The sequence below is a fragment of the Marinisporobacter balticus genome, from assembly GCF_004345705.1.
GTDB lineage: Bacteria > Bacillota > Clostridia > Peptostreptococcales > Thermotaleaceae > Marinisporobacter > Marinisporobacter balticus.
The window spans coordinates 45,122-70,024 of record NZ_SLWV01000006.1; the positions used below are offsets into that span (position 1 = coordinate 45,122).

Genomic DNA, 24,903 nt, shown 5'->3' on the forward strand with positions numbered 1-24,903 from the left:
GATGAAAATCGATTTCTTAAAGACCATCGATCTAGATGAAGCAATAGCAATGGTTCAGTATGAAACAGATAACCAGAAGGATCAAAAGACTATTTTTCATGAAGTGGCATTAGAGGATGCACTAGGCATGACAGTATATGAAGAGGTGATTGCGCCTTCGAATCTGCCAGCGTTTAATCGTTCGACAGTAGATGGATATGCACTTAGATCCAAAGATACCAATGGCGCATCAGAATCCATACCTGCCATATTGTCTATAATGGGTGAAGTGACCATGGGAAATCCAGTGACAATGAAGATAAATGAATGTACTGCTATATACGTACCTACAGGTGGCATGCTACCAGATGGTGCAGATGGGATGGTCATGATTGAAGATACAGAAAAAATCGATGAAGCCACAGTTTTGATATACCGTCCAGCACGTATTGGAGATTATATTTCATATATTGGCGATGATGTAAAAGAAGGAGACTGTCTCATTGAAGCAGGAAAGAAAATAACAGCATATGACATAGCTTTGTTGGCTGGTATGGGGTTTGCCAACATAAAGGTGGTAAAAAAACCGGTTTTTACCGTTCTTTCAACAGGGGATGAAATCGTTGACCTTCATGAATCCTGTGACGTTGGGCAGGTAAGAGATATCAATGGCTATGGTGTGTCGGCTTGGATTAGAGAAAAAGGTGGATCTATTTACCGGCAAGAGATTATTAAAGATGAGGTTCAGGCACTAAAAGAAGCTTTAAAAGAGGCATTAGAATTATCAGATGCTGTCATTTTATCAGGTGGAAGCTCAATGGGATATCGAGATTATACGAAAGAGATCATTGAATCTTTTGATGACGGTAAAGTTCTGATCCATGGATTGGCTATCAAACCAGGAAAACCATCCATTGTAGGTAAGATTAAAGGAAAGATGGTTTTTGGACTACCGGGGCATCCTGTTTCAGCACTCATGGTGTGTCAGCATATAGTGGGTGCATTTATGGATCATTGGTTTGGAAGAAAACGTAAAAAACTAATGGTACAAGCTATCAGCCACGAGAATATTCATGGAGCAGCTGGCAGAGATATGTATCAAATGGTCAAGCTCAAAGAGCAAGACGGTGAAATGCTTGCTATACCTATTTATGGAAAATCAGGATTAATCACTACATTGGCACATGCTTCAGGATGGTTTAAGATAGGCAAAACAGTGGAAGGTGTTGTAGCTGGAGATCGAGTAGACGTTGAATTACTGCAGGAGGTGCGCTTTTAATGGAGCATTTAAGAGATGATCATTCAAAAAGAAACATTTATATTGACAATCAACCTCGATTAAAGGCGATTGAAGCATATGAAGAGAAGTTAAAGCAATCTAAAAAGCAAGAAGAGGTATCCGTTTATCAATCATTAGGGAGGATAACCGCACAGGCTGTATTTGCAAATATTTCATCACCGCATTATCATAGTGCTGCTATGGATGGGATTGCAGTGTTGGCTGAGAAGACATATGGTGCGAATGAAAGAAGTCCTGTGATCCTAAAAGAATCTGTTGATTTTTGTTATATCAATACAGGGAACCCTGTAGCAGATGGATACGATGCTGTCATTATGATTGAAGATGTAATTCCAGAAGGAGAAGGGCTTATTAAACTACTTGTACCCGCTCATCCGTGGCAACATGTTCGAACGGTGGGTGAAGATATTGTAAAAGGTGAAATGATTATTCCCTCAGGACATAAAATAAGAGCTATCGATATAGGTGCGCTATTATCAGGCGGGGTTGTTGTGATAAATGTTTTATGTCCTGTAAAAGTGGGCATTATCCCAACTGGAAATGAGCTTACAAGAGATATTGAAACGCTAGAAAAAGGACAGATCATTGATTCCAATGCATGGATGTTTCAAGGGCTTGTCACTGAAGCTGGTGGGCTACCTACTGTTTATGAACCTGTAGAGGATAATATGAAACAGTTAGAGGAAGTCATTTGCAAAGCGATTAATGAAAATGATTTTGTTATCGTTAATGCTGGCTCATCAGCAGGCTCAAAGGACTATACCGTTGACATTATACGTTCATTAGGAGAAGTGATTGTACATGGTATTGCGATGAAACCTGGAAAACCAACAATACTTGGTATTATTGACAACAAAGGGATAATAGGAATACCCGGCTATCCAGTTTCTGCCTATTTTTCATTCAGAAACTTTGTGGAACCTTTTATAAGAAAGTTATCTGGTTCTCCAAACGATGATGAAAAAACAAAAGCCGTATTATCAAAACGCATTGTCTCTTCCCTTAAACATGAAGAACTCGTAAGGGTGACGCTTGGGAAAGTCAATGGCCAGTTAATAGCAACTGCTTTAAATCGTGGTGCAGGCAATACTACAAGTCTTGTTCGGGCTGATGGTGTACTTACGGTTCCTATTCATGTAGAAGGTATTGAAGCAGAAGAAAATGTTGAGGTTCAATTACTTAAACCTTTGGAAATTATAGAAAAAAGAGCTGTTTTTATTGGAAGCCATGACATAATCATAGATATTCTTAGTGATATGATGCCGATTTCATCTAGCCATGTAGGCAGTTTTGGTGGCTTAATGGCCAAAAGAAAAGGCGAATGTCATATTGCACCTATTCACCTCATGGATGAAGCGACAGGGGATTATAATGATGCCTTTGTGAAGAAGTATTTTGAAGACGGAACCATGTCAATCATTAGTGGCGTGAAAAGACTGCAGGGAATTATGGTTAAAAAAGGTAACCCGAAACAAATTAAGGGATTTGCAGATTTGAGCAGGGATGATGTAATATTTGTCAATCGTCAGCGGGGCTCAGGAACAAGGCAGTTACTGGACTATGAATTGAAAAAACAGAAGATTGATCCAAAAGAAGTCAATGGTTATGATTGGGAAGTCAACACACATATGGGTGTGGCAGTTGCCGTTGATTCAAATGCGGTTGATGTTGGACTGGGCATATATGCTGCTGCAGATAATATGGGACTTGATTTCATACCGGTTGGTTATGAAGCATATGAATTTTTAGTATCTAATGACGACCTGAATGATGACAGAATTAAAAAATTCTTGGAAATCATCACTTCAGACATATTTAAGTCAAGTGTTTTAAGCCTAGGGGGTTATCAACTTGATGATATTGGGACAATTAGAAAAATAGAAAAGTAGGTGTTGCTGTTGAAGGATGGTTTTGGTAGAAATATAAATTATTTAAGGCTGTCTATCACAGACCTTTGTAATCTGAGATGCCGCTATTGCATGCCTGAGAGGGGCATAGATAAATGTGATTGTGAGTCAATATTGCGATTTGAAGAAGTTGATAAAATTGTAAGTGATCTTATTGAAATGGGGATTGATAAAGTACGAATAACCGGTGGAGAACCCTTGGTTCGAAGAGGTATCGTTCAGTTAATTGAAAAGATTGGAAACCACGAGCGTATTAAGGAACTGGCTATTACAACGAACGGTATTTTGCTGGAAGAAATGGCTGAAGGTCTAAAGAGGGCAGGTTTGAACCGTGTGAATGTTAGTTTAGATACACTGGATCCTCATAAATATAAATATATGACTAGAGGTGGTGACCTTAAAAAGGTTCAACAAGGCATTCAAAAGGCTATGGATGTTGGACTAACGCCTATAAAGCTCAACTGTGTACTCATTGGGGGTTTCAACGATGATGAAATTAGGAATTTTGTGGAATTGACGAGAAATCAAGCAATAGATGTAAGATTTATTGAACTCATGCCTATTGGGGAAGTAGCCAAATGGAATGAAGACCAGTTTATTAGTAATGATGAAGTACTCAAACAAGTGCCTGAACTCATCAGTGTAGAAAAGGATGATCCGTCATCACCGGCTACTTATTATAGGCTACCTGATAGCCTAGGTCGAGTAGGTTTAATCCGGCCTATCTCGTGCAAATTTTGTGAAGACTGTAATCGAATTCGACTGACATCAGATGGGAAACTGAAATATTGTCTCCATTCAGATGATGAGCTTGACTTAAAAGAAGTGCTTCGAAATCAACAGGATATTCATTTAGCGGTACAAACATATATCAATAAGAAACCACACGAACATCAGCTAGATAAGAAAAAATATGTCAAGAAATCAATGTTTCGTATAGGTGGTTAATAAGAGGGTGAGAAAAACATGGAATTTACACATTTTAATGAAGATGGTAGAGCAAAAATGGTAGAAGTGACAGATAAAAAGGATACAATGCGAGAGGCAATCGCCTGTGGAAAAGTGCGGATGAAAAAAGAAACAATTGAACGTATAAAGTCTTTAGGCATCAAAAAAGGAGATGTTTTGTCTGTAGCTCAAATTGCAGGAGTCATGGGTGCAAAAAGAACAAGTGATCTAATCCCAATGTGTCACCCACTGATGCTGACCGGAGTAGATTTGAAGCTGAAACTGATAGATGATGGCGTATATATTGAAAGCAAAGTAAAAACCTACGGAAAGACAGGTGTAGAAATGGAAGCTTTAACAGCTGTCAGTATAGCGGCACTTACAATTTATGATATGTGCAAAGCTGTAGATAAGGAAATGGAACTAACAGATATCTACTTGAAGAAAAAAATAGGTGGTAAGTCTGGGGAATATATCAGATCCTTAGAGAAAAACATTTAGGAGGAAGCTATGGATAAAGTGTTGGGAAAAGTGAAAGGTATTAATATCAGTGAAAAAAAGGGCGTTGTCAAACAGCCTATTGCAGAAGGTCAGTTTATCAAGGAGTTTGGATTGAAAGACGATGCACATGCAGGGAAATGGCACCGTCAGGTAAGTCTTTTAGCGCAGGAAAGTATCGATAAGATGACTGAAATGGGTGTTGAAGGTCTTTGTTCTGGTAAATTTGCAGAGAATATTACAACATCCGGTATAACGCTTCATGAGTTACCTGTTGGAACTCTCTTAAAAATAGGAGAAACAATCCAGGAGGTTACACAAATCGGAAAAGAATGTCATTCTGGTTGTGCTATTAAACAGGCAGTCGGTCAATGTATCATGCCAAAGGAAGGTATTTTCACGAAAGTGCTAGAAGGTGGCATCATTAGAGTTGGGGATGCAATTTCCCTTGTTGCAAGTGAAAAATAATATTATATAAAAAATGTGAGTCACTAATTCTAAGGTGTTTTAAGTAATGCTATGATAGCTGATGTATCGCCTCCCGCGTTTGGAAAGGATTGTTGATAGCGTAACTATTAATAATGGTGCAACCAAACGAGGAGGTTTTTTATGTACGGTTCCAGAGCTTTCTTGGCGATGTATGAAAATATCATGGCTAGTTTGATTACAAATTTCAGTTGTTGTGGTATAATTTTAGTGCTATTTGTAACGAGAAATGTTAAGCTACCAGATTTTATTGTGCATAATAAAACAGATCGTGGAGGATAGATAAAAGATGAAAAAATTTGAAGATATCCTAGGCATGGTTACTTGTATATTATTTTTTGTTGTGTATATATTTTACAGACATAATATTACAGCTGTCTGTATAGTAGCAGTATTATTATGGATAAATGTAATTATTATAACATTAAGAAAAAAGACACTACCAAAACATGATTATTATATACATAAACCTGTTATAGCTAAATACATAAGGTGGGTTCTGGCGAGTATTGCTGTTATGTTATTAATGGAATATATATTTCTAATTGCTACTAAAGGATATAAATATCATAAAGAGTTTGATGGTTTTATTATTATATTTACTCCAATGATACTATTAAATCTTCTAAATGACGATAGAAGAATATATTTTTATGATAAAGGATTAGTGTGGTACGGTAAAGTATTAGAATTTAGTAATATAGATTCCTTTCAATGGAAAGAAGATGTAGATTATGAGCTTAATATTTATCATGAAAATACAGAATATAATATAAAAGTATCTAAGACCAAATTTGAGTATATAGATAAAATATTGAAAGCTAATATTAAACTTGTAAAAAAGGTAATGTTAGTATAAAAGCATGGACATGAAAAGGAAGATATTAAGCAATTCGACCAAACATGCTTGCGATATTTACATATTATTTTTATACTCTGAGGGGCATACACCCGTATGCTTTTTAAATATTTGAGAGAAATAGGCTGGATCTTCAATGCCTACCATTATGGCAACTTCATATGTTTTAAGATCATTGGAGCTTAGTAAATCTTGGGCTTTTTTTATTCGCATTTTTGTAATCATTTGCGTCAACGTTTCACCAGTTTCTTGTTTAAACAGGCGACTCAAATAACTGCCATTTATATGAAGATGCTTTGCTAATACTTTAAGTTTAATAGGATGATGGTAATTTTTTTTGATATAATCGATTGCTTTTTTTATAAGATAATGGTCATAGACATCTATCGTATTTAATGATGAAGCCGTAGATTGAATGACTGTTTCAAGAATTGAAGATAATTTACTAATAGATTCACATTGAAGGATCTGTTGGTAGAGATTATCTGAGTTTTGTAAAACATCTGAAAAAGTAATGTTATAAGTATCTAGTAGTGTTGAACAAAGAGAAGATATGCGTATACTCGTTGTTTTAATATGGTCAATAGATTGTTTAGACAATTGTAGTTCTTCTAAAAGCTGATGGAGGGTATCCATACTTTCGTTAGTTTTCCCTAGTTTTACAAAGTGCATGATTTGATGAATATATTTGTTTATAGGTGTTTCTTTACAAGTAGATCGGGTTTCACAATAGTGCGAATACATAAAGATATTATTTTTATCATAAAACTTCTCACGCAGACATTGAAAGGCCTCATTATAGCCTGTGGGTATTTGTAAAAAATTAGCATGAGGATTGCTTATCCCTATAGAAATAGACATATTCATAAAATCATTGACAAAGCTTAGTATTTCTTGACTTTTAGACCAAATAGGATGGATATATTCTGAATGATTAGAATGATTAGAATGATCAAAAGATAGAATGATACATAAGGATTGACCATCTAAAATAATGGGGTAATGTTTATAATTTTTAAAGATCATAGATATAAACTTTTTTATTTCTATAATCATATTTTGTCCGTTTGATATGTACTTCATTTTATCTATTTTAAATACGAGTACATAAAAATGATGAAGATCTATTTTAAGATCATTCATTTTATTAAGTATTGTAGAATTATCAATAAATACACCATTAATATAATCTAAAATAAATTTTTCTTGCATTTGAGCCAGTGTTTCTTTCACGTTATTTTCAAGTTGTATCAATTTTTCTTCCTTTGCTTTTTCTTTTATGATGAGGGTTTTTGCTTTATTGACAGCTTCAATGATTTTTTCTGTTGAGGATGGTTTGAGTACAAAATCCACCACATTATATTGGATCGCTGCTTGTGCATAGTTAAAGTCAGAGTAGCCTGTTAAGAGAATAACCTTAATATTAGGATGATTTTCGTAGATATATTGCGACAACTGTATTCCGTCTAATCCTGGCATTTTTATATCACTTATGATAATATCTGGCTTTTCTGAATGAATTAATTTTTTAGCAGTAACGCCATCACTTGCTTCATAGATTACCTTACAGTTAAGCTCCTGCCATTTAATAAAATTAATTAATCCTTTTCTTATAATATGCTCATCATCGACAATCATAACGCTATACATTTAGACTTCACCTCGATCTAATGGAATATGAATGATTACTTTGGTACCTTCATTGATCTGACTTTGGATAGATATACCATATGGTTCACCATAAATTAATTTGATTCGTTTATTAACATTTACTAGACCTATGTGTTTACGTTTGGTCTTAACATATTCAGGATTCTTTATATTATCTATATCAACGTGAGAAGTGTCAAACCCTACCCCATCATCTATAATTTCAAAGTATAAACCATCATGTTCATTTTTTATGGTTAAGGATAAATGTCCCTTACCTATTTTATTTTCTATACCATGAATGATGGCATTTTCTACAATTGGTTGTATACAAAGTTTTGGTAAATAAAAATCTAAAATAGATAGGTCGGATTGAGAAATATTGATCATGAGCTTATCATCAAATCGTATTTTTTGTAAATAAAGATAAAACTCAATATATTCAATTTCTTGTCTGATTTTTATTTTTTCACGGCTATGAAAAGAAAAATTGGCTCTTAATAATTCACCTAGAGAATTAACCATTCGATAAATATTTTCATTATTTGATAAGCGTGCCTCCCAACTAATAGTTTCTAGCACATTAAAAAGAAAATGGGGATTAATTTGAGCTTGTAAGGCTTTCAATTCTGATTCAGTTAAGAGCATTTGTTTTTCATAAACTTCGTTGATAAGATACTGAATTTTATCAACCATATGGTTAAAAGTAGTGCTGACTTCATCAAACTCAGAATATTGATAAGAGGGCATTTTTGTAGTAAATACACCGTCATTAATTTCTTCGATGTTTTCAATTAAATCTTTAATGGGTTTTGTAATATTTGTAACAACAAACATACTTATTATAATTGTAAGGAGTGCTATGAAAATGATCGTATACAAATATTTTGATATAAGATCATCTAATTTAGCGGTTATTTCATTTTTAGGAATCATAATCAAAGAAGTCATGCCAATATCATCTATTCTTTTTGCTTTAACAAAATATACTTCTCCGTCAATTAATAATTCCCTTATTGGGTTTGATTCTTCTGTTGGAATGAATTTTCTATCTATTTTTTTTCCGATCTTATTTCTAGCGGGATGGAAATAAATTGTACCTTCGTCATCAAAAATATAAGCTTGCCAATTAGGACTATCGGCAATATTATTATAAATATCCGTAAAAGTAGTTTCATCAATACTAAAAATGATTTTACCTATAGAATCTTTTGTAATCCATGTCTTAATGTCTTTCATAAAATAGATGGCTTCATAAGAAGAAGAGGGTGTAATGATCACCTTTTTATCAAATTGATCTTTTGAAGCATGAATAAATTGTAAATGGTCTTTTACAATATCATCATTTGGAAGATAATTCTCCAGTAAATAGTAAAAATCTTCGTTGTTCTGAAAGATAAAAACAGATTTTAATAAGTGACTATTCCACGCGTAATCATTTAGAACAGAATATTTTAATTGGGTTTCTATTTCTAAACGGGTGCGTGCTTTTGCATAATAAGTATTTTTTTCTGGTAAAGCATTTTCTAAATTAGATTGAATCACTTGATTTGATAAAAAAAGGGTGAAGGTATTCTCAATAATTCTAAACTTTGATAAAAGACTACTATTGACTTGTTCAATAGATTGATTCAGTTGTTTATTTATATTTTGGGTTACGATACTATCGGATATAAAAGTGTATAAATAAGCGCCAAATAAGGATATGGGCAATAATACTGTTAGTGTTACTAAAATAATAATTTTATATCGGATAGAGTGATGGTAAAGATGATAAAAATTAACTATAAAATTGTATATGGAAGAGGCTATTTGTTTTATTTTTTTCATAAATGAAAAACTCCATTTCAATAAAAGAATAAAAAATAGTACTAACACTATTCTAACATAGGAGAATAGAAAAATTTAAAAAAAATGTAAAAGATAAGTCAATAGATTCTATTCATTACGATAAAAATGTGATTTATAATAAATATATTAAGTTTGAGTATTTCTAAGGTGAAATTAGGGAGGAAAAAATGAAAAAAATAATGACAAGTCTTTTATTAGTGATCCTGAGCATGACATTATTTGCATGTAATGGTACTGGTACAGAAACAAATAGAACTAAAAATGAGAATAAAGAAGTACATCAAAAAAATCAAGAAGAAAGTTTAACATTTCCAAATAAAAATATTCAAATTATTGTGCCATTTTCACCGGGTGGGGGTACAGATTTAGTAGCTAGAGCCATCGCAGATACGTCAAAAAAGTATTTTAACAAACCTGTTGTTGTTGTAAATAAAACAGGTGCTGGTGGTGCGGTAGGAATTGCGGAGGGAATACAAGCAAAACCTGATGGGTATACGGTTACGATGATTACAACTGAGGTAATAACCCTTGAAAATTTAGGATTATCACCTTTTAAATATAAAGACTATCAGCCAGTCTTACAAATTAATGAAGATCCAGCAGCACTTACGGTAAAAGCAGATGCGCCTTATGATACAGTAAAAGAATTCATAGAATATGCTAAGAAAAATCCAGGAAAAGTTAAAGTGGGAAATTCAGGTACAGGCGCGATTTGGCATTTCGCAGCAGAAGCGATTGAAAATGAGACAGGCATAAAATTTAAACACATACCATTTGATGGGGCAGCTCCTGCAACAGTTGCGTTACTAGGAGCACAAATCGATGCAGTAACAGTGAGTCCGGGAGAAGTGTTACCCCATGTTAAAAATGGAAAATTAAAGGTATTAGGCGTATTATCGCCAGAAAGAATAGAAAGTTTGCCAAACGTACCAACTTTTGAAGAACAAGGCTATGATATAAGTATGAGCACATGGAGAGGATTAGGCGTATCTAAAGAAACACCACCTGAAATTTTAGAAATTTTGGAAGATAAATTTACAAAAACTGCGTTAGATCCAGACTTTAAAGAGGTGATGAACCAATTAGGATTAGGCTATAAAGTATCGGATGCCAATGCATTTGAAAAATTAATACAAGAAAGCGATGTTTTATTTAAAAACTTGATTCAAGAATTAAATTTTGAAAAGCGAACGCGTTAAGCAAAAGAAATGACCGTCTTCATAAAAAAATAAAAGAATGTAAAAATAATGATAGAAAAGTAAAAAAAATAATAATATACACTTAAATAAAGAGCAGTTAAGAAAACTTTAACATGTAGATATAGAAATATGTCAAAATAAGAAGAAAATATGTAAACAGGTTCTATTAATTATCCTATAGATGTGTCCTATAATATTATTGAGCGTCCAAGTTATCCTCAATCGTATCATAGGGCATTTATTATGTAGTATGTGTATTGAGGAAAACAAGAAAACGTTAACAACAAAAAAGGGGAGGAACATTTTATGAAAAAAGTTTTATCTTTAGGTTTAATTCTAATTTTAGCCATGTCACTTACTTTGACAGGTTGTGGTTCAAAGGAAGTTGCTACTGAAGAAGCAGCAAGCAAACCTATTAAAATAGTAGCTGCGCATAATCAAACATCACCTGAAAATCCTTATCAGATAGGTATGTTAAAATTCAAAGAAGTTGCCGAAAGTAAATCTAATGGCGCTTTTGAGGTAGAAGTGTTTGCAGGGTCACTTGGAACAAGTGAATCTGAATTGGTAGAAAAGTTAAAATTAGGAGCAGCTGATGTGGTAGTAGTTTCTCCAGGTTTTATGAGCCAGACAGGTATTGAAGAAATTGATTTATTTGCATTACCATATTTATTCAATAATTATGAACACTGGGGAAAAGTTGTTGATGGTGAAGTTGGTAAAAAAATGGCGAAACTTATTCAAGAAAAATCTAATAATGAATTCAAGGTTATTGGTTACTGGACAGCGGGAGTTAGACATTATTATGGAAACAAACCACTTACTTCTATGAAAGATTTAGAAGGTATGAAAATTAGAACACAAACATCAGGAGTTGTTGCAAAATACTGGACACAAATGGGATCTATACCTACTTCAGTTGCTTGGGGTGAACTTTATCAATCATTGCAACAAAATATAGTAGATGGCGCGGAAAATGCTTATCCATATTTTGTGCAACAAAATCATCACAAAACAGATAATGGGAAATATATAACAGAAACAGGTCATGATTATACAACTAGATTCTTATTAGCAAATGCTAAAAAGTTTGATGCCATGACACCAGAGCAACAAAAAACCTTCTTAGAAGCTGCTGATGCTGCTGTTAAAGCAGAGAGAGATGCCCTTTATGCACAAGAAGAAGAATATAAAAATATAGCAATCAAAGATGGTGCAGAGGTGAATGAAATAGATAGAGCACCATTTATAGAATTAGCACAACCGCTACAAGATGAAGCTGCTAAAGAAATTGGTATAGAAGATCTACTAAAACAAGTTAGAGATTTAAAATAAAAGAAAGATTAACACATGAATGTAAGGACGCGAAATGTGTCCTTACATTCTATTAGGAGGTAATTTAAAAAAATGATTATTAAAACTATTGAAAAGATCCAATTGCGTATGGGCGTAGTGGCATTATCTATTTTTTTTCTTGCAATATTGATTCAAGTATTTTCAAGATATGCAGGTATATCTGTTATTTGGACGGAAGAAATAGCAAACTATTCATTTATATGGGCAATATTTATGGGCGCAGCTGTTATGGTAAATCGTAAAAGCCACTTTAGATTTAATTTACTTTCTCAAAAGATAAAAGGGAAAAAGAAAATATTTTTAGATATTACTGTTGATAGCATACTATTAATTTTTAATGTGTTTGTTTCTTACTATGGTATTATCGCTACAAAAAGTTTTTGGAATTATAGATGGGTAGCTATACAAAACTTCAAAATGGGATATGTATGGCTTTGTATACCGATTATGGGAATAACCATGGCTATATACATGATGGGACATATTATTGAAGGTGTAAAAGAAATGAAAGGGGTTGAATAAATGCTAGGGTTTATTTTAATTGGCATATTTATTTTATTTATGAGTATTGGCGTACCCATCGCATTTGTAATAGCAATCATAGCACTATTAGGTATTTCAGCAGCACCATATATACCAACAGTTACAGTTGTAACCAAAATGTTTAATGGACTCAATTCATTTGTTTTATTAGCAGTACCTTTGTTTATATTGGCTGCAAATCTTATGAATCGTGGACAAATATCTCAAAAATTGATTAATTTTTCTATTGCTATAGTAGGACATGTAAGAGGGGGATTGGCCCATGCAAATATACTTGTATCAATGATTTTTGCAGGGGTTTCTGGTGCATCACAAGCAGATACTGCAGGGGTTGGGAAGGTTTTAATACCAAATATGATAGAATCAGGATACGATAAAGAGACAGCAGTAGGTGTAACAGCTGCATCTTCAACCATAGGGGTTATTATACCACCAAGCATTCCTATGATTATTTATGCAGGACTGACCAATGCTTCTATTAGCTCTTTATTCATTGCTGGGATTGTTCCGGGTGTTCTTATTGGCTTAGGCATGATGTTGGTTGTATATATATTGGCTATAAAAAAAGGCTATCCCAAATATGAGAGAGCTTCATTAAAGAAGTTGTTTAAATTATTTTGTGAATCATTTCCAGCTTTGTTAACACCTATTATTATTATTGGAGGGATTATTACAGGATTTTATACGGCAACAGAAGCGGCAGCTTTTGCCTCGCTATATACTTTTTTAATCAGTATGTTTTTTTATAAAACGTTGAAATTAAAAGATATACCAGATATTTTAGTGGAGACCTTAACGCTAAGTTGCCTATCATTATTTGCACTCGCTGCAGCAAGTGCGCTAGGTGAATTGTTAGGATATTATCAGATTGCAACAATAGCAGAACAGTTTTTCACAACTTATATTACACAAAAATGGTTATTTATGTCGATTGTGATTGTATTCTTCTTATTAATTGGAACGTTTATGGATGCTATTCCAGCTATGATTCTATTTATACCGGTTATATTGCCAACTGCATTAAAATTAGGGATTAGTCCAATCCTTTTAGGGATTGTTACAATCATTACTTTAGCGATTGGTCTTGTAACACCACCTTATGGATTATGTTTATTAATAGCAGCTCAAATTGGAGAGCTATCCATTGAAAAATCGTTTAAAACCACAGCTTTATTTATTTTAGTGATCCTTGTAGTTTTAATCTTTGTTGCGTTTTTTCCAAATATTGCTTTCTTTATTCCGCAAAAGATGCAGCCTAATTTATTTTAAAAAGAGTTATAGACAAACAACTTAAAAATCGAATTTTAACGTTGCTTATCTATAGCATGTGTTATGGATGATTATTATAATACAGCGGAGTATAGTAAAAGTAGGAGGAAAAGTTATGAGCAAAAAGGTTGCTATAACGTCTGAGTTTTTTGGTAGATTCTCAGATGAAGGAGAAAGGATCTTAAAAGAAGCTGGATTTGAAGTTATTTCAAATCAAGATAAGAAGTTTTTAGAAGAGGATGCGTTGATTACAATCATAGCGAATGCTGATGCGATTATTTGTGATTTAGAAAAAATCAATAAAAAAGTTATGGATCATGCACCAAACCTAAAGATCATCGCAAGAAGAGGTGTGGGGGTAGATTCTGTTGATGTTAAATATGCCAAGGAAAAGGGGATAAATGTTGCAAGAACCCTAGGAGTTGTAGAAAAGCCAGTTGCTGAATTAGTAATGGCATATATACTTCAAATTCATAGAAAAATTCATGAATCAAACCAGGAAATGAAAAAGGGTAATTGGAATAAGCAATTAGGCAATAGTTTAGAAGGAAAAATTCTCGGGATTGTTGGAATGGGGAATATTGCAAAAGAAGTAGTAAGAAAGGCAAAAGCCTTTGATATGAAAATAATATATACAAACTATACGAGAAAACCTAAACTAGATGATGCACTTCAAATAGAATATGTTTCCTTTGAAGAACTACTTAAGCATTCAGATGTGATAAGTATTCATGTGCCTTTAACAGAAACTACTGCCAATATGTTTGATTATCATGCAATGAAATTTATGAAAAAGCAACCGATACTCATAAACACAGCTAGAGGCCCTGTTGTGAATGAAGAAGATTTATGCAAAGCCCTAGAGGAAAAACGGATATCTTTTGCAGCAATTGATGTTTTTGATGTGGAGCCAAAAATGGATTCACCACTTAGAAAATATGATAATGTCGTATTAACACCACATGTTGGAACGTTTACGAAAGAAGTATTTATAAATATGGATATTTTAGCAGCAAAAAACGTTATTGACTACTTAGGGTAAAAGATGATAGAGGGGTATTAAAGCTTTATCGTAAACGTGCTGTATTGTCTATGAAAGGTGCATACATGGAATGAAATTTAAGTAAGGTTATTTTTTAGAGTGACCCCATAAAAAACTGTTTTCCTTAAAATCCAAGGAAAGTAGTTTTTTTTGTAGAAATATATCCAAAGATATTACTTAAAAGTAAACATAATTACGATTTTCTTTGAAACATTGTATGATACAATTAAAATAAATAACGCAAAAAGGATGCACAAATTAAATCGAATGTGTTCTTCGCAGTAGATAGAGACAGGAAAAACGAAAGAAATTAGAGATCTGAATTATTTAAGAACTTTTATGGAATCATTCAAAAGCTATTAACATAATTTTAAAATACAATATAAAAAATGAATAAGAGGTGAAAAGAATGAATTATTATTTAGGTGTTGATTTAGGGGGGACAAATATTATAGCAGGTGTGGTTGATGAGAACTATAAAATAATAGCACGAGTTACCAGCAAGACAAAGGCGCCTAGAAGTTTTTTAGAAATTGGAAAAGATATAGCAAGTTTGTGTTTTGAAGCGATTAAACAATCAAATTTGACAATAAATGATATTCCGTATATTGGAGTAGGATGTCCAGGAATGATTGATCCAGAGCAAGGGAAAATAGTTTTTTCTAATAATTTAGCTTTATATGATGAACCAATCAATCAAATTATTGAGGATTTGGTTGGTAAAAAAGTATTATCAGGAAATGATGCCAATGTAGCTGCTTTAGGGGAATATATGGCTGGCGCTGGGAAAGGATGTAAAAGTTTTGTTGCCATGACATTGGGTACGGGTATTGGATCAGGAATTATTATTGATGGTAAAATCATTGAGGGATTTAATTATGCTGGTGCTGAAATAGGACACACAGTGTTACAATTAAATGGAAGAGCTTGTACGTGTGGAAGGAAAGGTTGCTTTGAAGCCTATGCATCTGCAACGGGACTTATATTATCTACCAAAGAAGCAATGGAAAAAAATGAAGATAGCATCATGTGGCAACTCGTTAAAGGGGACATAAGGAAAGTAGATGGTAAAGTTGCCTTTGATGCGAATGAAAAAGGGGATATGGCAGCTAAGGGCGTGGTGGATGTATATATGGTATATCTTTCAGAAGGAATAGGAAATATTATTAATGCATTTCAACCTGAGATTATCGCTATTGGTGGAGGGATATCTCAACAAGGGAAGTGGATGACCGATTACATACAAAAATATGTAAGTTCAAGGGTTTTTGGACGTTTCGGAAGAAAACAAACAGAAATAAAAATAGCAGAACTCGGAAATCATGCAGGTTTAATTGGCGCAGCTATGTTAGGGGTGAAATTATAATGTTGCTAAAATTATCGCCTTCAATGAAGGATTACCTATGGGGAGGAAGCAGACTAAAAGAGAAATATGGTTAAATTTCTAGTTTAGAAAGAATTGCAGAAAATAGGGTGGTTCTTGTGCATGGAGAAGCTTTAATTGTCCCTACTGACTTAGGCGTGTATAATGTACAAGGTACGGGAATGTATATAAAATGTTATATAAAACCATCTATATAATACGATTGATTACTATTCAAGGAGTGAACAAATGGCATTAACAGTTCATGAAGCGTTAAAATTAGATGCATTAAAAAGATTTAGGCTCGTTGCAGGTATGAATGGATTAGATCGAAAAATAACTAGAGCTGGAATACTGGATCATGAGGTTGCGGAACAAGTTGGAGATATCGTTCAAAGTGGCGAATTTATTTTTAGTAATCTACTTGCCATTCGGGACCAACCCGAAAAAATTATTGATTTTGTAAAACATTTGATTGATGCACAAGCAGCATGTTTTGCAATTAAGACCATCTATTTTAAGGAGATCCCGAAAGAAGCGATCGAATTAGCCCATAAGCATAGATTGCCGTTGTTCTTATTTGATGAAACTTATGTTGAGACCCTTATTCTAGAGATTGATAAAGCGATTAATATTCAAAATCATGAACAACATATCAAATTGATGATTGACCAAATTTCAGGGAGCAATTTGAATGAATTCCGCATAAGGGATCTTGCTTATGAGATTAACAGGAATTTCAAGAAAAATCATATTGTTTACTTTGCACGAGAAACAGAAAATCATGGAGGGAATAATACAGGGCTATTTAATCCAAACAACCTCAGTAATTTTTTAGGAGACAGTGGCTTGGTTATTTCGTATAGAAACGGATATTTAGTCATTGCAACCTATGATAATGAGAAAAAAGAATATATCAAAAAAGTTTCTGAATCAGCATTGAAAGCATCGGGGCTATTAGAGGGTAAGTATCGATTGGGAATGAGTGAGATTAAAAATGATTTGGGTGCTTTAGGCAGAGCTATTGACGAAAGTAAATATGCGTATGATTTTGCATCCCTTTATAATATGAAACAAGCTACATTTTTAAATATGGGTATTTACCAATTATTGATTCCCATCATTAATGATCCATGGGCGTATGCATTTTATAGGAGAAAGATTGATAAACTTATTTCTTATGATCAGAATAAAGGAACAGATCTTTTAAATACTGCCATTGCTTATGTTGAAAGTGGAGGCAATATACAAAATACATCTAAAAAATTATTTCAGCATACGAATACAATACGTTATCGTATTCGAAAAATCAATGAAATCGTAGACAATACACAGCTTAAAAGCATGACTTATGAAACATTAGCCATAGCGATTCGTTTGCACCTAATTCATTCAAAGTTGATATAAGGAGATAAGAAATGAGAATATGTTTTCCAAAGTCTGCGTAGTTTGTATATTGTACAAATTGCGGAGACTTTTTTTGTATGAATTGAAATGCTCGATTGCATAGCAATACTATATAATGATTGTGGAGTAGTAAGCGAACTTTATACAATAAATGAGTACAAAGAGGAGGGGGCGCGTATGAAAAGAGGGAATGCAGAAATCATTATGATTGTAATTGTAGCAATGTGGGGGTTATCGTTTAGTTTAACGAAGCCAATACTGAATGATATTGAAATATTCAATTTTATGGCTATTCGATTCTTGATGGGTGGAGGTTTGTTATCGATCCTATTATTTCTAATAGGATATAGAAAGATTACACGCGAACAATGGATTGGAGGAACTATCACAGGAACTGTTCTATTTTTTGCTTTTACATTTCATACCATAGGATTAAAATATACAACCGTTGCTAAAAATGCATTTATTGTGGGTACCAGTGTTGTTTTTGTACCTTTTATCGTAACGTGTATACGAAAACAAAAGCAGCCTCCGCTTATTTGGGTGGGCACTTGTTTAGCTATTATTGGGCTTGCATTAGTCACATTAGAAGGGCATCAAGGGAACATTAATTTTGGTGATTTGATGACATTGATTGGATCAATTATTTTAGCGTATTATATTATTTTAGTTGAAGAATATGTTAAAAAATATGATGCGAAGGTAATTGCAGCGATTCAGATTGTTATTGTTGGGTTTTTGAGCTTGATTGAATCTTTGATGATAGAAACACCAACGATACATTTGTCTTCAGAAGCTTGGAGCAGGATGTTGTTTTTAGGTATCGTATGTACGGCTTTGACATATTTATCGGCGAATATAGCACAGAAATATATTCCTGCCACGAATATCGTGTTGATTTATACATTAGAGCCAATTTTTGCAACTTTATTTGGATGGATATTTTTATCTGAAATGATAGGATTACAAGCAGTAATTGGTTCTGTGGTTATTGTTATTGGCGTGGGTATGCCAAACATGGGTATGTGTATGAAGAAAATAGCTAGGCGTATTCAAGCAGAGTGAAATAATTGCAAAGGTAAAATAAACAATGTTAATTTCTCCCCTTTTGAATAAAAAGAAAAAACATTTTACGATCGTGTAAGATGTTTTTTTCTTTTTCCTTAAGAAAGTTGTAAGAATTATAATAGTAAAATCTTAGAAAATATATGCTAATATAGCTATAAGAGATATCTCAAAAGGTTTAGGAGTGAAATATGCATATGTACAATATATTAGTGGTTGATGATGAAAAAGAAATAACAGATGCGATAGAGGTTTATTTAAGAAACCAAAATTATCATGTTTTTAAGGCATATGATGGGAAAGAAGCGTTAGAAATTTTTGAAAAAGAAGCAATTCATCTAGTGATTATAGATATTATGATGCCAAGGCTAGATGGTACAAGTACTACAATCAAAATAAGAGAAAAAAGTACAGTGCCGATTATTATGCTTTCTGCAAAGTCAGAGGATATGGATAAAATATGGGGACTAAATATAGGAGCAGATGATTATATTACAAAACCCTTTAATCCAATGGAATTATTAGCAAGAGTGAATTCAAATCTTAGAAGATATACAAGTTATTCAAATCCTACAGTGATGAAAGAAAATACGATAAAAATAGGCGGCGTTGAGCTAAATGATGAAAGTAAAGAGGTGTTAATAGATGGGGAAGGGGTAAAAGTTACGCCGCTAGAATATAAGATTCTTTATTTACTCATGAATCATCCAAATAGGGTGTTTTCTATAGAAGAAATATATGAAAAGGTATGGAAAGAACCAGCTTATAATCCAGATACAGTGACAGTCCATATACGAAGGATTCGGGAAAAAATTGAGATTAACCCGAAAGAACCAAAATACTTAAAGGTGGTGTGGGGGATTGGATACAAATTTGAACAATAATATAGAGGATGATAAAAATAAAAGTAATCATGATAAAAATCATAAGGAATATGAAGAACAGAAACAGGAAGGAAGTACTAAGCGAATAAAGGATCAAGAAATAATTAATAAAAATGAAGAAGTGAAAGAAAATTACAATCAAGAAGATGAAAAAGAATACATAAAGGAAAATAGGAATAAAGAAAAAATAAAAAAACAGCAGAATAAATTTATGGCATCAGCTTTTGTGACAATACTGATGATTTTAATATTTGCAGTAGTTTCAGTAGGAAGTTATGCACCTATGAGGGAACGCATATTTAATACAGAAGAGAATGTAGAAACTTATATACAGAGCAATGATTTTGTTTATACATTGACCAGTCTAACAAGACATTTAAAAGAATCAAAGTTAGAAGATACGGATTGGTATAATTATAGATATGAAGATCTAAAAAGTATTAAGTATTATATGCACAATAAGGATCAAACAATCCGTATAAGTAATCTATCAGATGTTACAGAAAATGCATTACAAGAGCAAATCAAGAACAGTCAGTTTTATATGCATATGATAATAGATGGAAAGGGCAATCCTAAAATAGAAAGTTCACTAAATGACAAATTTAATAAAGCTGCATTTATAGATGGATTAAATTTAAGAAATGAAAAGAAACTGGAATATGCCAATTTAGATATTCTATATGTTGTTCCAAAAAATTTGGAAAGTTATCAAGATATATTTATTTATAACATGAAGAATTTCCATATGCTTTCATATGGCATATTCATTTTAGCAATAGGTGCAGTAAGTATTATTATTTTAAGCATTATGGCTTTTTCGATCCCTTATGATCTACAGAGAAGAATATCTATTTGCAGGCTTTTTAATAAAATGTTTTTAGAACTTAAGGGACTTATATGGATTGGACTTATTGGTTGTGTTTGTATGGGTGGGGAATATTTCTTTAATAATGGGATAGATGGATGGTCTAGCTTTATGGATATGATCTATTATATAAATAGGTATTTTTATATGATAGGAATTCCCATAACCTTTATATTGTACTTATTGATTTACTTAAGCATTGTTTATATAAAGAATATCTATTATACAGGATTTAAGAAAGGGTTTATTGAAAACAGTATTTTCGGAAAAATATGTTTTTATTTCCTAAAAAAATCAAAAATATTTTTCCAAGATATAATGAAGATCGATGTAAAGAAGGATATTCATAAAAAGCTTTTGATCGTATTAGGAATCAATTTAACCGCATTATGGATCATTGCATTATTTGGACCTTTTGGACTTTTTTTAGGGATTGTTTATACAGTATTTTTATTTCAATATTTATTGAAATTTATTCTTAAGATTAAGGCTTTAAATGATGCTAGTAGCAAATTAGCCCAAGGTGATTTCGATATTATTTTTAATGAAGATATGGGGATATTTACTTCTATTTGTGAAAATTTAAATAATATTAAAGATGGATTTAAAGTAGCAATTGATAAAGAAATAAAAAGTCAACAGATGAAAACAGAGTTGATTTCAAATGTTTCCCATGATCTTAAAACACCGCTTACATCGATTATTACCTATGTTGATTTACTGAAAAATGAAAAAATTACAGATGACAAACAAAAGGAATATATAGGTATTCTTGATAGAAAATCGAAACGGTTAAAGGTACTGATCGAGGATTTATTTGAGGCAAGTAAGGCGAGTAGCGGAAATATTGATCTTCATTTAGAAAAGGTAGATGTGATTGCTTTATTTCGGCAAACCTTAGGAGAATTAGAAGAAAAAATCAATCAAAGTACCCTTCAAATGAAAATGAATCTATCAGAAAATAAGGTGATTTGTGAGTTAGATGGGAGAAGGACATATAGAGTTTTTGAAAATATTATGAGCAATATTTTAAAATATGCACTACCCTATTCAAGAGTATATGTAGATGTTTTAGAAGCTGAAAAAGAAGTGAGTTTTATATTCAAGAATATTTCAGCTTATGAAATGAATTTTGATCCAACAGAGATTACAGAACGGTTTGCAAGGGGAGATAAATCAAGGAATACGGAAGGGTCAGGGCTTGGACTTGCAATTGCTAAAAGTATTATGCAACTTCAAAATGGAGAACTAACGATCGTTATAGATGGAGATTTGTTTAAATTGACGATATCATTTCCAAAAGTAAAAAATAAATAAATAAAAGGGGCGATCATAAAGGTAACACAACGGGTGTTACCTTTGTTCATGGTGTTAATATTTACTATTATATGGTAGAATGTGATGATAAAACTTTAATCATTGAGGTGCTTATTTTGAATAAGAAAACAACCTATTTAATTGTTACAATGTTTTTGATGAGTATGTTAGCAAATACGGCACATCCTGTTACACCAGAACTTGTTGTGAGTTTGAATATGTCTTCACTTATGTATGGAATCATGTTTGCTTCTATGTCCATAGCTAGTTTTACTATGTCACCTATTTGGGGGAGTTTATCAGATAAATATAAAAATAGAAAATTGTTTATATGTGGACCCTCTATTGGTTATGGACTTGCTCAAATAGGATTTGGTTTTTCCACATCTCCAATGATGATCATCATATTTAGAGTTTTGGGTGGTGGGTTTGCCGCATCCATATTTACCAACGCGGTAGCTTATATCGTTGATGAAACAGATCATACAAATAGAGGGAAAGCTATATCTTATTATACAGCCATAACAGGATTTGGCGTGTCATTAGGATATCTATTAGGGGGCTATATAGGGGCAAATGATTATCATAATGCTTTTGTTTTCCAATCACTAGGATTGGTTATACATGGTATCATGGTATATTTCTTCTTGCCAGAAAGTAATGTAAAGGTTGATTCTATAAAGAAATCATCAAAACATCTTATATTTCAAATTAAAAATGATTTTAAGCAATATATGCCTATGGCTTTAGGAACGTTACTTTTAGTGGTGTTATTAACATCATTTTCATTCGTTGCCTATTCTACAGGTATAAACTATTTCCTAAAGAAATATTTAAGTTTAAATCCTTTGCAAATAGGATATTATATGGCTTTTACAGGTACTATAGGTATGATAGCTAATGTTTATTTAACGCCAAAGGTATCAAGAAAATATGGGGATAAAAAATCACTTCAATATGTATTATTAGTTACGGGTATTACGCTTATAATTCTTGCAATGATCGATAATCTATTTTCTACTCTTTCAATGGTTATATTTATCGTATTTATATTTTTTATTTCCATGTTTAAGCCATTATTACAGACAATGGTATCCAACTTAAGTAAAAATGAGCATGGTAAAATCATGGGTCTTCAAAATTCGGCTAACTCTATGGGAATGGTTGGAGGATCTTTGTTTGCGGGAACTTTATTAGATATATACCCTAAAATACTATTTGTAATAGCAGCTATAATATTTATCGTATCTTATCTAACCATTTTATTTAGTAAGAGGTTAAAAGGGGATTAGGTGCATAAAAACAATACTTTGTACGAAATATTTTTTTGAATTTAAATAACAGAAACTTTAAAGGATTTCTTTGAATCTTTTATTGGTATAATTGTTATAGCGAAAATGATTAAATATGAATGAATGCAGGAGGAAATCAAATGAAGTTTGTATCATGGAATGTCAATGGATTAAGAGCGTGTGTAAAAAAGGGATTTTTGGATTATTTTAATGCGATCGATGCAGATATATTTTGTGTGCAGGAAACAAAACTACAAGAGGGACAAATTAACCTTGATTTAAAAGGGTACGAACAATATTGGAACTATGCGGTCAAAAAAGGGTACTCCGGCACAGCTATATTTACAAAGAAAAAACCATTGTCTGTGAATTATGGCGTGGATATAGAAGAACATGATCAAGAAGGGCGTGTCATTACCCTAGCGTTTGATGAATTTTTCTTGGTGAATGTATATACACCCAATTCTAAAAGAGAGCTAGAACGATTAGATTATAGAATGAATTGGGAAGATGATTTTAGAAAGTATCTTAAAAAATTAGATGCAATGAAGCCTGTTATTCTTTGTGGAGATTTAAATGTTGCCCATAAAGAAATTGACTTAAAAAATCCAAATACAAATCATAAAAGTGCAGGATTTACAGATAAAGAGAGAGGGAAAATGACAGAATTATTAGCTGCACAATTTGTAGATAGTTTTAGATATTTTTATCCAGATAAAGAAGAAGTCTATTCTTGGTGGTCCTATATGAGAAAAGCAAGAGAGAGAAATGCTGGATGGAGAATCGACTATTTTATTGTATCAGAAAGACTGAAAGAACGTATGAAAGATGCACAGATTCATCCAGAGATTATGGGAAGTGACCATTGCCCTGTATTTTTAGAACTAAAATAGTATGAACAAGAACATTGGATTGAGATGAAAAATATAAAAGTGAAATAAAAAACAATGTTCTATAGGAACATTCGAGGTGAATATAGAACATTATTTTAATGAAGCTTTAATTAATAAACAATACTTGTCCTTATGACATGAGTAGAATTATTTCCCTTATTAAAAATACAAAGGGGTAACCTTTTAGAGTGATTTTTTATATGGATAAGCAACAAATCTCCTGTCTGTAGAACAACCGCTTCTTTTTGATCAATCATAATATGTACAGGATGATCTACACAATAAAAACTTTCTGTGGATACAAAAAAATCATTTGTATATAAATCATGCATATCCATTATTTCCATACTTTCTTCTTTTGTAAGCGAAATAGCTTGTATTTTTCCATTACAGCGTTCAGTTATCATTAAATTAAAATCTTTTACCTTTCCAAAACTTTTAGTGATCCATGTGCCACTAAAGCTATCTTGTTCAAAGGGTTTTAAAGAAATAGAATGATGCCCTTCATGCTCAAGATGTATTTCTCCATCAAGGATCATGATGAATCTCCAAATATCTGGAAGTGGTGTAAATACGGATTCATCCATCTCAACCTTAGCAGAACTAATGCGCCATTTAAAATTACGTTCGCTATAAACAGCATCCTTTGGATAAATCGAGAGCTGTGTTGTTGTTCCCCCAGACCATGTACTTGTTTTTTGTTCGTTTTTTCTAATGATTTCAATAGAATAGAACATTGTGATCCTCCTCTTTTATGTTTTATCGTAATTTTATTATAGCATGTTGATTGTTATACTAAAGAGTTTAAAAAAATATGGATTAGTACCAAGGGAAAGATTTTATGCACTTATAACAATTTTTATATTTATTTATTTCCTCAATACGATTATAATAATGTTGAGTTAAAGAATTGTACACCGTAGGAGG

General features: G+C 32.6%; 22 protein-coding genes. 19 read left to right on the forward strand and 3 right to left on the reverse strand.

The features are described from left to right. Position 1: 1 nt before the first annotated feature. From EV214_RS06415 to EV214_RS06440, 7 genes are all read left to right on the forward strand, one after another. Positions 2–1,258: a molybdopterin molybdotransferase MoeA gene (locus tag EV214_RS06415; protein ID WP_132243904.1), complete on the forward strand. Its 1,257-nt coding sequence runs from the start codon at positions 2–4 to the stop codon at positions 1,256–1,258. Next, positions 1,258–3,168: a molybdopterin biosynthesis protein gene (locus EV214_RS06420; RefSeq protein WP_132243906.1), complete on the forward strand. Its 1,911-nt coding sequence runs from the start codon at positions 1,258–1,260 to the stop codon at positions 3,166–3,168. The genes EV214_RS06415 and EV214_RS06420 overlap by 1 nt, the downstream gene beginning before the upstream one ends. Next, complete coding sequence (gene moaA, locus EV214_RS06425) at positions 3,169–4,134, forward strand: GTP 3',8-cyclase MoaA (protein WP_330571271.1); 966 nt, start codon at positions 3,169–3,171, stop codon at positions 4,132–4,134. It begins immediately after the preceding gene. A gap of 18 nt (positions 4,135–4,152) precedes the next feature. After that, a complete protein-coding gene (moaC, locus tag EV214_RS06430; protein WP_132243908.1) occupies positions 4,153–4,635 on the forward strand; it encodes a cyclic pyranopterin monophosphate synthase MoaC in 483 nt (160 codons plus the stop codon). 21 nt (positions 4,636–4,656) lie between these two features. Next, positions 4,657–5,100 carry an MOSC domain-containing protein gene (locus EV214_RS06435; protein WP_132244077.1) on the forward strand — a complete coding sequence of 148 codons (444 nt, stop codon included), beginning with the start codon at positions 4,657–4,659 and terminating at the stop codon, positions 5,098–5,100. Between the two features lie 141 nt (positions 5,101–5,241). Then, a complete protein-coding gene (locus tag EV214_RS18695; protein ID WP_165916275.1) occupies positions 5,242–5,400 on the forward strand; it encodes a hypothetical protein in 159 nt (52 codons plus the stop codon). 7 nt (positions 5,401–5,407) lie between these two features. Then, positions 5,408–5,977 carry a hypothetical protein gene (locus EV214_RS06440; RefSeq protein WP_132243910.1) on the forward strand — a complete coding sequence of 190 codons (570 nt, stop codon included), beginning with the start codon at positions 5,408–5,410 and terminating at the stop codon, positions 5,975–5,977. A gap of 57 nt (positions 5,978–6,034) precedes the next feature. Here EV214_RS06440 and EV214_RS06445 read toward each other — a convergent pair whose 3' ends face one another. Together EV214_RS06445 and EV214_RS06450 are read right to left on the reverse strand one after the other, a co-directional pair. Beyond that, a complete protein-coding gene (locus tag EV214_RS06445; protein ID WP_132243912.1) occupies positions 6,035–7,627 on the reverse strand; it encodes a response regulator in 1,593 nt (530 codons plus the stop codon). Next, positions 7,628–9,457 carry a cache domain-containing sensor histidine kinase gene (locus tag EV214_RS06450; protein ID WP_132243914.1) on the reverse strand — a complete coding sequence of 610 codons (1,830 nt, stop codon included), beginning with the start codon at positions 9,455–9,457 and terminating at the stop codon, positions 7,628–7,630. It abuts the gene before it with no gap. Between the two features lie 188 nt (positions 9,458–9,645). On the opposite strand from EV214_RS06450, the gene EV214_RS06455 reads away from it, so the two are divergent. The 12 genes from EV214_RS06455 (at position 9,646) to EV214_RS06510 (ending at position 23,976) form a co-directional block, all read left to right on the forward strand. Continuing rightward, positions 9,646–10,677, forward strand: coding sequence for a tripartite tricarboxylate transporter substrate binding protein (locus tag EV214_RS06455; RefSeq protein WP_132243916.1), 1,032 nt, complete (start codon positions 9,646–9,648; stop codon positions 10,675–10,677). A gap of 306 nt (positions 10,678–10,983) precedes the next feature. Then, positions 10,984–12,012 carry a TRAP transporter substrate-binding protein gene (gene dctP, locus EV214_RS06460; protein WP_132243918.1) on the forward strand — a complete coding sequence of 343 codons (1,029 nt, stop codon included), beginning with the start codon at positions 10,984–10,986 and terminating at the stop codon, positions 12,010–12,012. 72 nt (positions 12,013–12,084) lie between these two features. Continuing rightward, a complete protein-coding gene (locus EV214_RS06465) occupies positions 12,085–12,555 on the forward strand; it encodes a TRAP transporter small permease (RefSeq protein ID WP_165916276.1) in 471 nt (156 codons plus the stop codon). Beyond that, positions 12,556–13,845, forward strand: coding sequence for a TRAP transporter large permease (locus tag EV214_RS06470; RefSeq protein WP_132243920.1), 1,290 nt, complete (start codon positions 12,556–12,558; stop codon positions 13,843–13,845). A gap of 115 nt (positions 13,846–13,960) precedes the next feature. Next, positions 13,961–14,887, forward strand: a complete 927-nt coding sequence (locus EV214_RS06475) for a phosphoglycerate dehydrogenase (protein WP_165916277.1) — start codon at positions 13,961–13,963, stop codon at positions 14,885–14,887. Positions 14,888–15,296: 409 nt separating this feature from the next. Then, complete coding sequence (locus EV214_RS06480) at positions 15,297–16,253, forward strand: ROK family protein (RefSeq protein ID WP_132243924.1); 957 nt, start codon at positions 15,297–15,299, stop codon at positions 16,251–16,253. Between the two features lie 246 nt (positions 16,254–16,499). Next, a complete protein-coding gene (locus EV214_RS06485) occupies positions 16,500–17,657 on the forward strand; it encodes a PucR family transcriptional regulator (protein WP_132243926.1) in 1,158 nt (385 codons plus the stop codon). A 177-nt stretch (positions 17,658–17,834) separates the two neighbouring features. Continuing rightward, positions 17,835–18,722, forward strand: coding sequence for a DMT family transporter (locus EV214_RS06490; protein ID WP_165916278.1), 888 nt, complete (start codon positions 17,835–17,837; stop codon positions 18,720–18,722). 197 nt (positions 18,723–18,919) lie between these two features. Then, entirely contained in the window at positions 18,920–19,606 is a 687-nt protein-coding gene (locus EV214_RS06495) for a response regulator transcription factor (RefSeq protein WP_330571273.1), read from the forward strand. Beyond that, entirely contained in the window at positions 19,584–21,791 is a 2,208-nt protein-coding gene (locus EV214_RS06500; protein WP_243116575.1) for a sensor histidine kinase, read from the forward strand. Before EV214_RS06495 ends, EV214_RS06500 begins: the two co-directional genes overlap by 23 nt. A gap of 116 nt (positions 21,792–21,907) precedes the next feature. Next, a complete protein-coding gene (locus tag EV214_RS06505) occupies positions 21,908–23,083 on the forward strand; it encodes an MFS transporter (protein ID WP_165916279.1) in 1,176 nt (391 codons plus the stop codon). Between the two features lie 140 nt (positions 23,084–23,223). Continuing rightward, positions 23,224–23,976, forward strand: a complete 753-nt coding sequence (locus tag EV214_RS06510; protein WP_132243934.1) for an exodeoxyribonuclease III — start codon at positions 23,224–23,226, stop codon at positions 23,974–23,976. 110 nt (positions 23,977–24,086) lie between these two features. On the opposite strand, the gene EV214_RS06515 is transcribed toward EV214_RS06510, so the two are convergent. Continuing rightward, complete coding sequence (locus EV214_RS06515) at positions 24,087–24,713, reverse strand: HutD family protein (RefSeq protein ID WP_132243935.1); 627 nt, start codon at positions 24,711–24,713, stop codon at positions 24,087–24,089. Positions 24,714–24,903 lie beyond the last annotated feature (190 nt).